Consider the following 15,184-nt stretch of genomic DNA (forward strand, 5'->3'; position numbering starts at 1 on the left):
GCTGCCCGTCACCCCCGGTATCCCACCCCGGGTAACCGGAGGAACCGGTGTCGCAATCGCGACCCCTGGTCCGGCTACATTTCCTCGTGGGTGTTGGGGTCTCCGTCGAAGAGGCGTCCGTCGGGGCGACCGAGCGCCGTGATGGCCGCAATGTCCGCCTCGTCGAGCTCGAACCCGAAAATATCGAGGTTCTGGGCCTGTCGAGCCGGCGTTGCCGACTTCGGGATCGGAATCACACCACGCTCGATGTGCCAGCGCAGCACAGCCTGGGCCGGGGTCACCCCGTGCCGCTCGGCGATTTCACCGATCACGGCCTCCTCGTGCGGCTTCGCGCGCTTGCCCAGCGGGCTCCACGCCTCGGTTGCGATGCCGTGCTCGCGATGGAACTCGAGCAGCGCCTCCTGCGGGAAGTACGGGTGCAGCTCAACCTGGTTGACCGCCGGCAGAACGCCGGTTTCAGCGGCGAGGCGGGTGAGGAAGTCCTCGGTGAAGTTGGACACACCGATCGAGGCGACCCGGCCCTCCTCGCGCAGCCGGATCATGGCCTTCCAGGTGTCGACGAAGCGGTTGACGCTCGGGTTGGGCCAGTGAATCAGGTAGAGATCCAGCTTCTCGACGCCGAGGCGCTCGATCGTGCCCTCGAACGAGCGCAGGGTCTCGTCGTACCCGTGGTCGCGGCCCGGGAGCTTACTGGTGAGCGTGATGTCGCGTCGGGCGACACCCGAAACACGCAGTGCCTCCCCCACCTCGGTCTCGTTCTTGTAGTTCACCGCGGTGTCCAGCATGCGGTAGCCCACGCCGAGGGCCGAGGCGATGGCGGTGACGCCCTCGGGGCCGGTCAGCGGGTAGGTGCCGAAGCCGAGTGCGGGGACACGGTGTCCGTCGTTCAGGGGGATAACGGGTAGCGAGGTCATGCCTCGAACCTACTCGCCATACTCGTCCCGTGCCAAGCGTCTTCTTGCCATCCCCGCGTGTTCCGCGGTGAGCGAAACTCCCCGGTACCGAGCAGATCCCGAGCCAATATCGGACCCACCGCGATAGCGTAGGGGCATGGCTTCAGCATCCGCACCCCGGGCCGAGCAGCGCCCCACCGAACGCACCCACCACGGCGATACCGTGATCGACAACTACGAGTGGCTCCGCGCAAAGGAGGACCCCGAGGTGCTCGCACACCTCGAGGCCGAGAACGCCTTCACCGAGGCGCACACCGCCCACCTCGCGCCGCTGCGCGAACGCATCTACAACGAGATTAAGGACCGCACGCTCGAGACCGATCTGTCGGTCCCGACCCGTCAGGGCGCGTGGTGGTACTACTCCCGCAGCGTCGAGGGCAGCCAGTATGCGCTGCACTGCCGGGCCCCGCTCGCCGGGCCGGACGACTGGACACCGCCCACCCTCGATCCCGAGCAGCCCGTGCCGGGCGAGCAGGTTCTGCTGGATGGCAACATCCTGGCCGAGGGCAACGAGTTCTTCTCCCTCGGGTCCTTCGACGTCTCGACCGACGGCAACACCCTGCTCTACTCGGTGGACCTCAGCGGCGATGAGCGCTACACGCTGCGCTTCCGTGATCTGAGCGTCCCCGGCGAGATTCGTGAGCTCCCCGATGCCGTCGAGAACACCTTCGGCGGAGCCTTCCTCTCCCGCGACGGCGCCCGCGCCTACTACACCACCGTCGATGACGCCTGGCGCCCGGACACCCTCTGGCGTCACACCATCGGCGCGAACATCCCCGATGAGAAGATCTTCCACGAGGGGGACGAGCGGTTCTGGGTCGGGGCATTCCTCACGCAGAGCGGCAAGTTCCTGCTGATCGGTGTGGGGTCCTCGGTCACCTCGGAGTGGCATCTGGTGCGCGATGAGGCGGCGGGTTCCGCCCCCGAGCTCATCTGGCCGCGACGAGACGGCGTCGAATACGATGTCGAGCACGCGGTGCTGGGTGGTGCCGATCACCTGCTGATCACCCACAACTCCGGGGCCGAGAACTTCGAGCTCGTGGGGTTCCCCCTCGCGGATCTCGGAACCCCGGCCGGCTCCGGTCCCGAGCACGCCACCGTGGTCCTGCCACACCGCCCGGATGTCCGGCTGGAGTCCGTGGACGTCTTCGCTTCCTTCCTCGCGGTGGAGTACCGCCGCGAGGGGCTGGCCCGGGTCTCCGTGGCATCCCTGGCCGACACCACCTCGCTCACCGACATCGCACCACGGGAGATCGAGTTTGACGAGCCGCTGTACACCGTGCACACCGGGGCCAACCCGGAGTGGGATCAGCCCACGCTGCGCCTGGGATACGGTTCGCTGGTCACGCCCTCCACGGTGTCCGAGCTCGACGTCGCCACCGGGGAGATTCGTGTGCTCAAGCGCCAGCCGGTGCTGGGTGGCTACGATCCGGCTCACTATGAGCAGGCACGCGAGTGGGCCGTGGCGGCAGATGGCACCCGCATCCCGATCTCGCTGGTGTGGAAGCGTGGCACCAACGAGGCCGCCGGCCAGCGCACCCCGGGCCCGCTTGAGCTCTACGGCTATGGCTCGTATGAGGCGAGCATCGATCCCACGTTCTCGGTCGCCCGACTCTCGCTTCTCGATCGCGGTGTGACCTTCGCGATCGCACACGTGCGTGGCGGCGGTGAGCTCGGCCGCGCCTGGTACGAAAACGGCAAGACCCTCACCAAGAAGAACACCTTCTCGGACTTCGTGGCCAGTGCCCGTCACCTGGTCTCGCACGGTTACACGACGCCGGCTCAGCTGGTCGCCGAGGGTGGCAGCGCGGGTGGCCTGCTGATGGGTGCGGTCGCGAACCTTGCGCCCGAGCTTTTCGCCGGGATCCTCGCGAGCGTGCCGTTTGTCGACCCGCTGACCTCAATCCTCGACCCGGACCTCCCGCTCACCGTGATCGAGTGGGACGAGTGGGGCAACCCGCTGCACGATGCCGAGGTGTACCGGTACATGAAGGAGTACTCGCCCTACGAGAACGTCCGCACCGATGTCACCTACCCGCGGATCCTCGCCGTGACGAGTCTCAACGACACCCGGGTGCTCTACGTGGAGCCCGCGAAGTGGGTAGCGCGCCTGCGCGAGGTCGAGGCTCCCGTGCTGCTGAAGACCGAGATGGTCGCCGGGCACGGCGGCGTCACCGGCCGCTACAACTCGTGGCGCGAGCGGGCGTTTGAGCTCGCCTGGATCCTCGATGTCCTCGGTCTGGCCGAAGACGGGGCCGGCACCGACGTAGACGTCGACGGAGCCGCGCACTAGCCGTTTGGCCGCCGCTGCGTCAATGAAACGGGCCCGGATGCACTGAGTGCATCCGGGCCCGTTTTTCCGTTTGGAAGACTGCCTAGCCGAAGAGGATTGCGGCCTCGTCGTAGCGGTCCTGCGGCACGGTCTTCAGGCCGCCGAGGGCTTCCTGGAAGGGGACGTGCACGAGCTCGGTGCCGCGCAGGGCGATCATGGTGCCCCACTGTTCGGCCACGGCCGAGTCGATCGCGGCCATGCCGAGGCGGGTCGCGAGGACGCGGTCATAGGCGCTGGGAACGCCACCACGCTGGATGTGGCCGAGCACGGTGGCGCGGGTCTCGATGCCGGTGCGCTCCTCGATGATCGGGGCGAGCACGTCGGCAATACCACCGAGGCGCGGGCGGTTGAAGGCGTCGAGGCCCTTCTCCGAGTGCGCGGTTTCCATGGTGTCGAGGGTGAAGCCCTCGGAGACCACGACGATGGGGGCGCGGCCGCGGTTGTTGGCGGACTCGACCCACTTCACGATCTGATCGATCGACTGCGGCTGCTCGGGCATCAGGATGGCGTGTGCACCCGCGGCCATACCGGAGTGCAGGGCGATCCAGCCCACGTGGCGGCCCATGACCTCAACCACCATGCAGCGGCGGTGGGAGTCACCGGTGGTGCGCAGGCGATCGATCGCCTCGGTGGCGATCTCTACCGCGGTGTCGAATCCGAAGGAGTAGTCGGTGGCGTCGAGGTCGTTGTCGATGGTCTTCGGCACGCCCACGATGTTCAGCCCGGCGTCGGTGAGGCGCTTGGCCGCGGCCAGGGTGCCCTCGCCACCGATCGCGATGACGGCGTCCATACCGAGGCGGTCCATCGTGGCGCGAATGTTTTCGGGGCCACCATGGGGGCCGTCAAACGGGTTGGTGCGGCTGGTGCCGAGAACGGTACCACCCTGCTTGGAAAGTCCGCGTACGTCGTGGCGGGTGAGCGGGTGAACATCGCCCTCTACCAGGCCACGCCAGCCGTCACGAATACCCAGGAACTCCTGGCCGTGCACGGCGGTACCCTTGAGGACAGCCCCGCGGATCACTGCGTTGAGTCCGGGGCAATCGCCACCGCTGGTGAGTACACCAATTCTCATCGAATCACTTCCCTTGCGCGCAATATTTCGACCCGTGTACCGCGGGTGCTGGCCCGCGGGGAGTCGCAGTGGCCGACGCCTTGTCGCCCACACCCTTGAGCGTATCCGGTTGGCGGGATCGGGATCGAGCGCCCGGGTGGATTGGGAATCTGTGCATGTCGTATCCGGGGTTAGAATCGGGGCATGGATTACACACCCGAAGCCGGCCAGGTCACCATGTTTTCTACGTCCTGGTGCGGATATTGCCAGCGTCTCAAGACCCAGCTCACCGCCGCCGGAATCGGCTACCAGGAGATCAACATCGAGGAGGTTCCCGGTACCGCCGAGCTCGTCGCCGAGCTCAATGGTGGCAACCAGACCGTCCCGACCCTGATCTTCCCGGACGGCACCGCCGCCACCAACCCCTCCCTGATCGAGGTTAAGCAGCGCATCGGCGCGTAGCCTTCTCTCCTGCTTGTCCGAGGGGTACCCGCGTGTGCGCGGGTACCCCTCGTCTTGTTGATGCCCAAGTCTCGTCTGGTTGGCCCCCTTGTCCGGGTTCCGCGCAGGGGTTAGCCTGTACACACCGTGGCGGCGACACGGGTGACGTGGTCGAGAACGGAGGGCGAAACATGCGTGATTCCCTTCCGCTCCGGGGTAACCCCGGGGGCCGCAGACCGAGCAGGACCACGCGCCCCGAGTGCCTCCCGACGCTTCGCGTCGCACCGCACACGGCCGCATCGACCGGTCGATCACGCACCCGTGACATCGCCGCGGCCTCTCCAGACGGGGTCTGCGACCGGTGACCCCGAACCCCGGGCACACGCCCGCTCCCTCGATCCGGGCGGTGGCCGATTCGCTGGCCTCCGCGTTTCTGGATGCGGCGCGGGTGCCGCTGGATCCCGGCTCTGGTGGTGAGGTACTCGGTCATGGCGCGGCGGCGCGTGAGCACGGCTGGAATCGCCCGGTACTCATCGCGGCGGGTGCCTCCGTCCTGGGGGCACGTCGGCGCTGGCTTTCGCCGCTGGTGCGTGCGGTGCTCGACGCGTATCCGCGGGCACCGTTTGATCGACCGCGCGAGCTCGCAGCCTGGATCGAGGCGTCTGCCGTGCTGGGCGACGCGTGTGCGGCGGCCACGGCACGGGGGCAGCACCTCGTCCTGGTTCGGCACGCCGTGTACGAGCCAGTGGGCGCGGCCTCACCGCTGCCGGCTACGCCGGCCGAACTCGCGGGGCTACTCGGGCTGGATATCGGGGAGCTCGCGTGGTTTGCCGATCAGCGCGGCTGGAATCGCCGAGCTGGTAGCGCCCGTCTCCAGCACTATCGCTACGAGTGGCGAGCGCGCCCAGGCCGGGTGCCGCGCCTCCTGGAGGTTCCGGGGCAACGACTGATGCGACTGCAGCGGCAGCTCGTCCATGAGGTGTTGACGGCCCTGCCGATTCATCCGGCGGCGCACGGGTTTGTACCGGGGCGGTCGGCACGCACCGGGGCGGCGGTTCATGCGGGATCCCACGTCGTGATCGGCATGGATCTCACCACGTTCTTTGCCCGGGTGGGCCGATCCGAGATCACCGCGGCGCTTCGCCGAGCCGGCTGGGGTGAGGCCGTCGCTCCCGTTCTTGCCGCACTGGCCACGCACGCGGTGCCCGAGGCGGTGATCCGGGCGATGCCACCGGGCGGTAACCCTGAGGAACGTTTCGCCCTTGCGCAGGCGTTGCGGCTCCCCCATCTCCCCCAGGGTGCCCCCACGTCGCCGATGCTCGCGAACCTCGCGATGCGCCGACTCGATGACCGCCTACTCGGCTGGGCCGCCGCCGTGGGTGCGCGCTACACCCGCTATGCCGATGACCTCACCTTTAGCGGCGATCAGCGTCTCGCCGCACGGTCGGATGCCTTCATTCGTGGCGTATCCGGCATCGTCGCCGACTGCGGCCAGCGGGTCAATGAGCGCAAGACCCGCGTGCGCCCGCGCGGCACGAGCCAGCGCGTGACCGGCATCGTGGTGAACGCGCACCCGGCGGTTGACCGGCGATCCTACGATGCGCTGCGCGCGCCCCTGCATAACTGCGCCCGCACCGGCCCCGCCGCCCAAAACCGCGAGAATCTTCCGTACTTTCGGGAGCACCTGCGTGGCCGCATCGACTGGGTGGTTTCGCTCACTCCGAAGCGTGAGCCCGCACTCCGCCGCCTGTGGGAGGCCATCGAGTGGGAGGAGCCGGGTTCGGCGCCTTTGCGCTGAGGCCGCACCGCTGTAGAGCCCGTACTCAGCAGACCCTCGTTATGTCCGGTGCGAGGTCGGTCCGGGACCACTCGTTATGTAACATCCATGCCCGGCTCTGCCGCTCAAAGCTGATGCGACAGCCCCGCGTGCATTTGGTTCGGTTCCCGGTTCTTGAGACTCGATGCTGGCTAGGTTGAGACCACCGAGGCCCCGCCCCTCGGCCGGTGTGCCGTGGTCGTGACCGTCCGAACGGGATCTGTGTGCCCTCGGTGAACGTGATAACGAGGTGGTTGTTTCTCGCGGGACTGACCCGTGCTCCACCGAGTGAAACTCTCGAGCGGAGGAGCAACATGACCGGCCTCAACATCTCCCTGGATGCGCTCCGGAGTGTGTCCGTTGCGCTGCACCGCGCGGGCGGTGCCCTGACCGGTGCCTGCGGGTCGTCTCGAAACTCCGAGATCGGGGCCGATGAGGTGGCTTCGGCGCTCCACGGGTTGCAGACTGATCTGCGGCGCACGACCGAGGCTTCCCAGCAGCGTCTCGAGTCTCACGCCCGCGCTGCGAGCAACACCGCTGAGGGTTTTGCCGAGGCGGATTCCCGTCTCGCCCGCGCGGTTGAGGCCGGTTGAAATGACGGTCGGGAGCCGGGTCGATCGGGGCGAAATGCACTCGGTGCGTCTGGTCGCGCAGGATCTTTCCTCGGTCGAGGAGTTCCGCAACGGGCTCCTCGCGGTCCGAGACGGGATGAACCACCTCGAAGAAGCGGGCCATTCACAGGCCGTTTCCCGGCTCCGCACGGTCGCGGCCCCGATGCAGCACTCGATCGAGGCCATCGCCCAGGTACGCGTGCGTGCGGGCGAGATCCTGTTCCGCTATGCGGCGCAGGTTCTCGACCTCCAGGATCAGGCACGCGTGTTTCGTCTGCGCCGCTCCCAGGCTCAGGATCTTCAGCGTCGACACACCGCGGCGCTGTTCGAGATTCGCGCCGATACCTCTCCCGAGGCTGGCGGGCGGGCGTTACGGATGGAAAACCAGGTCGAAGACACCCGCGCCTCGCTGTCCCAGATTGAGCGTGGCCTGGCCGAGCTCGATCAGGCTCGGGTGTCACTCGATCGGTCCTGCGCGCGTGATCTGACCCACTGCCGTGAGGTGTTGGCCCGGGTCAGTGCCGGGCCCTCGGGCTCGGGCAACGTGTTATCGGATGGGTTGACGGGGTTCGCGGACTTTGCCGCGCGCATGGTCGTTAACGCGGAAAACGTGGCCGCTCCCGAACTCGAACGTATTCTGCGTGGGGATCGCACGCCCGAGCAGGTTGCCGAGCTGTGGGCGGGTCTTGATCTTGATTCGGACGGGATTGCGGCGTTACCGATCAAGGATATTTTGACCCTCGCGAACACGGACGGGTTACCGTTTTGGGTGCGTGATGTGGCCACGAGGCGTGTGCTTGACTATGCGCTCAAGTGGCCCACGGGTGCGTTTCATCTGCTGGGTTTCGCGGGTGATGCGCTGGCTGATGCGGATGCCGTGGCGGAGTTTATCCGGCAGATCGAAGCGTACGATCGGGCGGGACGCGAGGCAGATAGGCGCGCGACCCTCCTGAATGGTCGTCCCGATGTGCAACTCATTGGTATCGGAAATCAGGGGGACGAGTGGTGGGGAGTATTTCTACCGGGAACGTGGATACCGCAACGCATGTTGGGGTGAACGTTCCCGGGATGAACGCCGATATGTTCGGTTTAGATAACGGAGTGAGAGCGGCAGAATCCCTATATGAAGCGGCAAAGAGAATTGGCCCCGGCTCTATGCCCGCGATTGTTACGTGGTTTGGCTATCGCACGCCCGGGGCTGCGGAGGTTGTGACCCCGTTCAGAGCGCAGGTTGGCGCGTACGGGTTGGCGGAGTTTTTGAACGGGATTGGTGCCGCACGTGCGGGATCAGAGGCCGTGCGGGTGGGGCTCATGGGGCACTCCTACGGGTCGACCACCGCTGCTTTGGCCCTCGCACAAACCAGGTTCCGCCTTGACTCGTTCACCACGTATGGGTCCGCGGGGCTCCCACACGGGATCAAACGTAAGGACCTCAACGTGAAGAAGATTTTTGCAACCGAGGCCGAGGCCGATTACTGGGCAAAGACCGGACGGTTTGTGAGCGGCCGAAACGACCCGCGCGATCTCGACGGCGTGAAAGACTTCTCCGCCGAGGGCGGAAGGCGCGAGGACCGGGTGACGGTCCACGACATGTTCACCGACGGGGACGCCACGGAGAAGGACGGTGACGTGGGGTATCTCTCGGGTAATACCGGTGTGGTGAATGATCTGGGCCACATTCTGATCGATGGGAAACCACGATGAGTCGTAGGCGAGGGCGTGCAGGGATTGTTCTGGGCGCGGTATTGATGGTGGCTGTGATGGCGGGTTGTTCGACAGGGGAGAAACCGATGGGTTCTGAAAGTGTGTTAGATGCGGCGGGAGTGACCCAGGCCGAGGCGGAGGCGCTGACCCCGGAGCAGCGCTTTGATGTGTTTGGCGAACGGTATGTGGCAATGCACGAGCTTCTTGCAGAGGCGCAGCGTGAGATCAGCGAGGGCGAATGGAAATGGCTCGTGAAAGGAGCTGCGGCGTATGGAGGTTTGGAATCACCGATTTCGTTGCACGGCGCGACATCAACAAATAGTTACACCGTGACGGCGACGAGTTCTATCCGACTTCCGGGCGCGGTGGGTGAGCGCTCGGATCTTGATCCGATGTTGGCGTTCTATGACTCACACGGGTGGGAGTATCAGGTCACCGAGCTTCGCGGGAAACGTCACTGGGCGAAAGCAAACACCGGGACCGGATTTTGGCTGGACTATATGGTCCAGCCCAACGGGTATTACAGCATCAGCATTTTTAGTGAAGCCTTCTGGGGAGACTCTTCAGAACTCCTTGCTGCTGTTGTGGATCGCCTCCCGGAATCCGTGATCGAAATCGGACCATCCGTCCCCGGCGTGTATATACCGTTCCCGAAATGGAGCGATCCGGTCATCGAACCGGATTTCTACTACCGCACCACCAAACCCACCCCGCCGCCCAAACCCACCCCGCGCGGTGAAGAACCGGCGGAGTAACGCCCCTCACACGCAAAACGCCCCGGAAAACCGGGGCGTTTTGTGTGGTGCGGGCTAGCGACCGCGACGGGCTTCTTCCTCGATGTCCGGCACCTTGAGGGTGACGGCAGCACCGATCAGCACCAGCGGGAAGATCATCGTCAGCGCGAAGACCAGACCCGGTTCGACCGTGAACGGCCAGTCCGGCAGCGGGAAGATCGGGTTGATAAACACCGCGACGGGCACCAGGCCGACGAGCCACCAGGGGCGCTCCGCCCGGATCGCATAGAACGCCACGATCACGGTCAGGATACACACCACAAAGCGCACGATGTAGTACAGGTCGGATTCCAGCAGCGCGACCGTGGCCATCATGATGATGGCGGCCAGCAGTCCCGGCGCGAGGGCCGGGCGGGTGAAGGTGGGTTCGCGCTTGGAGCCGCGACCGTAACGATCGTTGCTCATGCCTAGCGCTCCTCGATCGCGTCGCGCAGCAGCGAGATGAGGGCGTTGAGCTGCACCGAGTCGCTGGATTCGACGGCCTGGTCGCTGCCGTCGAGGGCACGGGCGGCGAGGCCCTGCTTCGAATCGATCAGCTCGGCAATCTTCGAGTCGATGGTGTGCGCGGCAATGATCCGCCACGCGGTGACCGGCTCGTCCTGACCGATGCGGTGCACGCGGTCGATGGCCTGGGTCTGCTCGGCCGCGGTCCAGCTGAGCTCAGCCAGCACCACGTTCGAGGCGGCCTGCAGGTTCACGCCCACGCCGGCGGCAGTCAGCGAACACACGATCACCGAGACGCTCGGGTCGTTGTTGAACGCGTCGATGGCCTCCTGGCGGGCCGCGGTGGACTGATCGCCACGAATCGACACCGTGCGAAGATCCCGACCGGCGAGAACCCGCTCGGCGGTGTCCATCACGTCGATGTGCTTGGCGAAGAACACCACCTTGCCCACCGAGTGTGCGAGCTGCGCGGTGTAGTCCGCCGCGAGCTGCGCCTTGGCCTGACCGATGCGGCGCACCATGGTGAAGACGTTCTCTCCCCCACCGGCGGCCTTCGACTCCTCGAGCTCACCCTGGGCGACCAGGCGCATAATGTCGAGGTCGGGGCCGCTCGCACGGCCCGCACGCTCGGGGCGCGCCTCGATGATGCGCAGGTACTTCGCGAGCAGACGCTGACCGAGCTCACGCTCGGCATCGCGGATCGAACGACCCGCCTCATCATCCAGCTCCACCGGAATGTCTGCGATCATCTTCGACGGCAGATCCGCCGCCACATCCATCTTCTTTCGGCGCACGATACCGAGGTCGATGACCGCGGCGCGCGCCTCCGGGTAGAAGCCCGAATCGGCCGGGGTCAGCCCGTTCTCCTCGAGCTTCGCCATCAGCTCGGGGCCCGGCTTATCGCCGGTCGTCCAGCCGAGGAACTGCCAGATGGCGTTGAAGTCGGCCACGTCGTTGATCAGCGGGGTACCGGTCAGCGCCATCAGCAGCGGCTTGCCGCCGGGGGTGTTGGCGCGGATGCGACGGGCCAGCGAGAGCACGTGCTGCGAGCGCTGCGAGTGCAGGTTCTTGATGAAGTGGGCCTCATCCACCACCATGCCGCGGAAACCCAGGGTGCTGAGCCACGCGAGGTGGCGATCGAGCACCTCGTAGTTGACGATGAAAATATCGGCGAAGGCATCGATGTCGCGGCCATCACCGTGAATCACGGTGGCGCGGCGGCCGGGCGTCCAACGCTCAACCTCGCGGGCCCAGTTCATCTTCACGACGTTCGGGACCACAACGAGCAGCGGGTACGCCTGCGCCACCGAGGCGGCCAGCAGCGACTGTGCGGTCTTACCGAGGCCGGGCTCATCGGCGAGCAGAATGGAGCGCTGGCCCTGCTTCACGGCCTCCACGAAGCGCGCCTGGTGCTTCATGATCTCGCGGCCCGGAGGGGCCAGGCGGTCGATCTTCGGGGCATCCGGCAGCGGCATGCAGGCCGAAGCCCCGCCGGCACCGGTCTCGAACGACTTGTAGAGCGGGCCCATGAGCTCCCAGCTGTCCAACCGGCCACGCGAGGACGGCGCGGCGGCGGCGGGAGTCAGGTTCGGGGCGAGGAACGGGTTGGAGCGCAGGCGCGCCTTCACCTGGATCGGCACGACCTGCTTCTGCGCGAGCTCGGCCGGGATGATCTGCTCGGGCTCGGCGGCCTGGGTGGTGATGATGAGCTCTTCCGGGCTCAGCTCGGCACCGGATTCCAGCAGCCAGTCGCGACGCATCTTCTGCGCGACCGGGCTGGTTGCGGCATCGGCCTCGAGCAGGGTGATCAGCGAGGTGTCACGCGCCGCGGTCTTTGCGAGGATCGTCGCCACACCATCGAGACGCTTCAGCAGCTCGGCACGCATGCTGTCGGACATATCGGTCGCGCCCTTAACCCGGGCGCGTTCCTCGCGCACCAGGAAGGCGATGACCTGGAACTTTACGCGGTTGGTCGGGCCAACCTTGCCCTTTTGAGCCTTTGCCTCAACCTCGCGCACCTTGCGGGCGAGGATCGGGATGATCGGGGCTTCCTCATCGTGGCGCGACACCTGATTGCGCGACGACGGCTTGCGGTTGGTTGTTCCGCGTGCACCCGCGGTGCGGTGTGCGGATCGGCCGGGTGAACGGCGCTGACCGGTGTTCGGCATGCTCCTCCTGAGCGCTCGAGTACCCGCGCGAGTGCGGGTCCGAAACTGCGCCGGCCGGTTGGCGGTGGCCTCGACTGGGGTTTCACGCGGTGATCGACACCGGGACCGAAGCCGGAAAAACGGCGGGCACGCAAACATTCTACGATACTCACGCCCCCCTTCGGCGCTCTTTTCGCCGGGTACACCCGTTTTGGGTGGATGCCGGGCAGTATCCGCCTGCCGCGTGGAACGGCCGTCATCCGGAGAGGTTCGATCGTGCAGGCCCAGTAGACTTCAGCAATGAACCCTCGATTCGGTGAAGATTCGCTCGACCGCTTCCGCACGCTGCTGCGCATCCCCACGGTTGGTCGCCTCGACGAAACCCTGGTGGACTGGCCGGCATTCGATGCCTTCCTCGAAGCCCTCACCGCGCTGTATCCGCTCACCCACCGCACGCTCGAGGTCGAGCGAGTTGGCGGCTACTCACTCCTCATGCGCTGGTCGGGCGGCACCGCCGACAACCCCACCGTCCTGATGGGGCACTACGACGTGGTGTCGGTCAACGTGGGCGAGCACGAGGCCGCCTGGGAGCATCCCCCGTTCGCGGCCGAGATCACCGGGGAGGGCGAGGAGCGCGTGCTGTGGGGGCGCGGCACCATCGACGATAAGGGCGCGGTGGTCGCGATCCTCGAGGCCGTGGAGGCCTCGATCGCCGCGGGCTTTGTTCCGGCGCGCGATCTCTACCTGAGCTTCGGCCACAACGAGGAGACCACCGGTGCCGGGGCGCGCGCCACCGTGGAGCTGCTGGAATCCCGCGGTATCGTGCCCGGCCTCGTGGTGGATGAGGGCGGTGCCGTCGTAGAAGATGTCCTTCCCGGCCTGCGCGGCCCGGCCGCCCTGGTGGGCACCACCGAAAAGGGCCTCGCCACGATCACGCTGAGCGTGGCCCAGATCGGCGGCCACGCCTCGACGCCGCCGCCGTTCCCCGCCACCGCGCGCCTGGCCCGGGCCATCACCCGGGTGAACGCCTCACCGTTCCCCGGGCGGCTCTCCTCCCCGGCGAAGGACCTCCTGCGCACCCTCGGGCCGCACTCCTCGGCCCCGCTGCCCTGGGTCGCCAAAAACGTCGACGCCCTCGCCCCGATCCTGGCGAAGATCCTGCCTCGTCTCGGTGCCGAAACGGCGGCACTCGTGCGCACCACCACCGTCGCGACCCAGCTCACCGGAGCCTCGGCGGCCAACGCGCTGCCCGAGCGCGCGACCGCGGTACTGAACGTTCGGATCGCCGTGGGCTCCTCGGTGGCGGCCACCGTGCGCCGACTCACCCGCGTGATCGCCGACCCGGAGGTGGAAATCACCGTGAGCGAGCATCACGAGCCCTCCCCGGTATCCCCGGCCAGCGGGCCGGGCTGGGAACGCATCCTGGCCGCCTTTTCCGCCTCGGTTCCGGATGCCACCGTCTCGCCCTACGTCATGCTCGGCGCGAGTGATTCCCGCTACTATGCGCGCATCTCCTCCACCGTGTACCGCACCACACCGTTCCGCATGAGCGCCGATGAGCGCGCGGGCTTGCACGCGATCAACGAGCGCATCCGTGTCTCGACCTGGCTGGACGGCATCGAGTTCTACCGCAACCTGGTGCTCAGCTCCTAGCGAGAATCGCTGCGGGTGCGCCCTGCGCCCGCAGCGAACCACGCTCGCGCCCCGGCGGTGCGGGACGCCGGGGCGATAAAATGGGCGTGTGAATACCTGCGACATAGTTTCGGCCCGCCTCGGAGAAATTACCCTTCCGGATGGCCGGGCCCTCGGCTTCGCCGAATACGGAACCCTCGATGGCACCCCGGTGCTCTTTATCCCGGGAGCGGCCAGTGGCCGCGCGATGAGCTTCGGAGGTGAGCTGCTGCGCGAGCGCGCGATCCGGCTGATCTCGGTGGATCGTCCGGGCTTCGGATCCTCTGATCAGGACCCCGCCAAAACACTGCGCAGCGTCGCCGAGGATCTCCGCTACCTGCTGAGCGCCCTGGGCCTCGGCAGAATCCCCCTGATCGCGCACGCCCAGGGTGCCCCCTTCGCCCTCGCCCTGGCCGCCACCGGCGCCGTGTCCTCCCTCAACCTGGTCTCCCCGAGCGATGAGGTTGCCTACCCCACCATCACCGCGCTCCTCCCCGAGGAGCTGGTGGCGCTGGTCGACGCGGTGGGCCGCGAGCCCGAGACCGCCCGGGCCCACTTTGCCGGGTATACCCCGGAACTGATGTGGGAGTACGTGATGTCCGAAATCTCCTCCGCCGACGCCGAGGTGTACGGCGATGAGGAGTTCCGCGCACTGTACCGCCGCACCCTCGCCGAGTCATTTTCCGGCGGGCTGGACGGCTTTGCGACCGATACGATCCTGACCATGAGCCCCTGGCTGCTGCCCCTCGAACGCATCGACGTGCCGGTGCACGTGTGGTTCGGCGATCGCGACGAGGTGCACTCCCCCGATCACGGCGAAACCCTCGCCCACCGCATTCCGGGAGCGCAGCGCCACCTGGTGTCGGGTGCCGGCGGATCGCTGCTGTGGTCCGAACCCGGCCTCTTCCTGGGCTACCTCGACTAGGCGCTAGGCGCTAGGCGCTAGGCGCTAGGCGCTGACCACCGTAGCGGAGAAGCCCGCGGCCGAAACCGCGTGCACAAGCACGCCCTGCTCGGTGTCATCCGAAGCCCGAACGCGGGCACGGCCGGAGGCCAGGTCTACCTCCGCGGTGACGCCCTCGAGCGCCTCAAACTCGCGAAGAATCCTGTTCACGCAGAGTGAATCGTGCATTCCGGTGATGCTCAGCAGTGTCGTTTTCAGTCCCATTGTGGCGTCCCTTCGTCACGATAATCATAAGACCGCGAGGCCGATATCCGGC

14 protein-coding genes and 1 pseudogene are annotated in these 15,184 nt (G+C 66.8%); 10 read left to right on the plus strand and 5 right to left on the minus strand.

All coding sequences use genetic code 11. The annotated features are described in order from the left end of the window. Window positions 1-74: 74 nt before the first annotated feature. The gene (locus tag D9V32_RS11900; RefSeq protein ID WP_121649135.1) at window positions 75-914 is read right to left on the minus strand and encodes an aldo/keto reductase; all 840 of its coding nucleotides are present in this window, start codon (window positions 912-914) and stop codon (window positions 75-77) included. Between the two features lie 136 nt (window positions 915-1,050). Here D9V32_RS11900 and D9V32_RS11905 point away from each other — a divergent pair, with 136 nt between their 5' ends. Beyond that, complete coding sequence (locus D9V32_RS11905) at window positions 1,051-3,246, plus strand: S9 family peptidase (protein WP_121649136.1); 2,196 nt, start codon at window positions 1,051-1,053, stop codon at window positions 3,244-3,246. 82 nt (window positions 3,247-3,328) lie between these two features. Here the strand turns inward: D9V32_RS11905 and D9V32_RS11910 are convergent, their stop codons facing one another. Next, window positions 3,329-4,357, minus strand: a complete 1,029-nt coding sequence (locus D9V32_RS11910) for a 6-phosphofructokinase (protein ID WP_121649137.1) — start codon at window positions 4,355-4,357, stop codon at window positions 3,329-3,331. A 183-nt stretch (window positions 4,358-4,540) separates the two neighbouring features. Here D9V32_RS11910 and D9V32_RS11915 point away from each other — a divergent pair, with 183 nt between their 5' ends. From D9V32_RS11915 to D9V32_RS11940, 7 genes and pseudogenes are all read left to right on the plus strand, one after another. After that, window positions 4,541-4,798 carry a glutaredoxin domain-containing protein gene (locus D9V32_RS11915; protein ID WP_121649138.1) on the plus strand — a complete coding sequence of 86 codons (258 nt, stop codon included), beginning with the start codon at window positions 4,541-4,543 and terminating at the stop codon, window positions 4,796-4,798. Window positions 4,799-5,138: 340 nt separating this feature from the next. Continuing rightward, window positions 5,139-6,575 (plus strand): reverse transcriptase family protein, encoded by a 1,437-nt coding sequence (locus tag D9V32_RS11920; protein WP_147440467.1) that lies wholly within the window; start codon window positions 5,139-5,141, stop codon window positions 6,573-6,575. A 332-nt stretch (window positions 6,576-6,907) separates the two neighbouring features. Further along, window positions 6,908-7,186, plus strand: coding sequence for a hypothetical protein (locus tag D9V32_RS11925; protein WP_121649140.1), 279 nt, complete (start codon window positions 6,908-6,910; stop codon window positions 7,184-7,186). Between the two features lies 1 nt (window position 7,187). Beyond that, on the plus strand, window positions 7,188-8,261 hold the full coding sequence (locus tag D9V32_RS11930) for a hypothetical protein (protein ID WP_121649141.1): 1,074 nt from the start codon (window positions 7,188-7,190) through the stop codon (window positions 8,259-8,261). 11 nt (window positions 8,262-8,272) lie between these two features. After that, window positions 8,273-8,626 (plus strand): annotated as a pseudogene (locus D9V32_RS16680) (alpha/beta hydrolase); the annotation flags it as partial. Between the two features lie 15 nt (window positions 8,627-8,641). After that, on the plus strand, window positions 8,642-8,908 hold the full coding sequence (locus D9V32_RS16500) for a hypothetical protein (protein ID WP_245982296.1): 267 nt from the start codon (window positions 8,642-8,644) through the stop codon (window positions 8,906-8,908). Further along, entirely contained in the window at window positions 8,905-9,663 is a 759-nt protein-coding gene (locus D9V32_RS11940) for a hypothetical protein (RefSeq protein ID WP_147440468.1), read from the plus strand. The genes D9V32_RS16500 and D9V32_RS11940 overlap by 4 nt, the downstream gene beginning before the upstream one ends. 54 nt (window positions 9,664-9,717) lie before the next feature. Here D9V32_RS11940 and D9V32_RS11945 read toward each other — a convergent pair whose 3' ends face one another. Further along, window positions 9,718-10,107 (minus strand): DUF6804 family protein, encoded by a 390-nt coding sequence (locus tag D9V32_RS11945; RefSeq protein ID WP_121649144.1) that lies wholly within the window; start codon window positions 10,105-10,107, stop codon window positions 9,718-9,720. A gap of 2 nt (window positions 10,108-10,109) precedes the next feature. Next, window positions 10,110-12,314: a DEAD/DEAH box helicase gene (locus D9V32_RS11950; protein WP_121649145.1), complete on the minus strand. Its 2,205-nt coding sequence runs from the start codon at window positions 12,312-12,314 to the stop codon at window positions 10,110-10,112. Window positions 12,315-12,593: 279 nt separating this feature from the next. Here D9V32_RS11950 and D9V32_RS11955 point away from each other — a divergent pair, with 279 nt between their 5' ends. Both D9V32_RS11955 and D9V32_RS11960 read left to right on the plus strand, forming a co-directional pair. Then, complete coding sequence (locus D9V32_RS11955) at window positions 12,594-13,946, plus strand: M20/M25/M40 family metallo-hydrolase (protein ID WP_121649146.1); 1,353 nt, start codon at window positions 12,594-12,596, stop codon at window positions 13,944-13,946. Window positions 13,947-14,034: 88 nt separating this feature from the next. Then, on the plus strand, window positions 14,035-14,889 hold the full coding sequence (locus D9V32_RS11960) for an alpha/beta fold hydrolase (protein WP_121649147.1): 855 nt from the start codon (window positions 14,035-14,037) through the stop codon (window positions 14,887-14,889). 24 nt (window positions 14,890-14,913) lie between these two features. Here D9V32_RS11960 and D9V32_RS11965 read toward each other — a convergent pair whose 3' ends face one another. Then, window positions 14,914-15,132, minus strand: a complete 219-nt coding sequence (locus D9V32_RS11965; protein WP_121649148.1) for a heavy-metal-associated domain-containing protein — start codon at window positions 15,130-15,132, stop codon at window positions 14,914-14,916. Window positions 15,133-15,184: the final 52 nt, after the last annotated feature.

This window comes from Mycetocola tolaasinivorans (assembly GCF_003667565.1).
Classification (GTDB): Bacteria; Actinomycetota; Actinomycetes; order Actinomycetales; family Microbacteriaceae; genus Mycetocola; species Mycetocola tolaasinivorans.

Coding starts and splice junctions, on each gene's coding strand:
- D9V32_RS11900 (WP_121649135.1), bottom strand. CDS start 914: ATGACCTCGCTACCCGTTATCCCCCTGAACGACGGACACCGTGTCCCC.
- D9V32_RS11905 (WP_121649136.1), top strand. CDS start 1,051: ATGGCTTCAGCATCCGCACCCCGGGCCGAGCAGCGCCCCACCGAACGC.
- D9V32_RS11910 (WP_121649137.1), bottom strand. CDS start 4,357: ATGAGAATTGGTGTACTCACCAGCGGTGGCGATTGCCCCGGACTCAAC.
- D9V32_RS11915 (WP_121649138.1), top strand. CDS start 4,541: ATGGATTACACACCCGAAGCCGGCCAGGTCACCATGTTTTCTACGTCC.
- D9V32_RS11925 (WP_121649140.1), top strand. CDS start 6,908: ATGACCGGCCTCAACATCTCCCTGGATGCGCTCCGGAGTGTGTCCGTT.
- D9V32_RS11930 (WP_121649141.1), top strand. CDS start 7,188: ATGACGGTCGGGAGCCGGGTCGATCGGGGCGAAATGCACTCGGTGCGT.
- D9V32_RS11940 (WP_147440468.1), top strand. CDS start 8,905: ATGAGTCGTAGGCGAGGGCGTGCAGGGATTGTTCTGGGCGCGGTATTG.
- D9V32_RS11945 (WP_121649144.1), bottom strand. CDS start 10,107: ATGAGCAACGATCGTTACGGTCGCGGCTCCAAGCGCGAACCCACCTTC.
- D9V32_RS11950 (WP_121649145.1), bottom strand. CDS start 12,314: ATGCCGAACACCGGTCAGCGCCGTTCACCCGGCCGATCCGCACACCGC.
- D9V32_RS11955 (WP_121649146.1), top strand. CDS start 12,594: ATGAACCCTCGATTCGGTGAAGATTCGCTCGACCGCTTCCGCACGCTG.
- D9V32_RS11965 (WP_121649148.1), bottom strand. CDS start 15,132: ATGGGACTGAAAACGACACTGCTGAGCATCACCGGAATGCACGATTCA.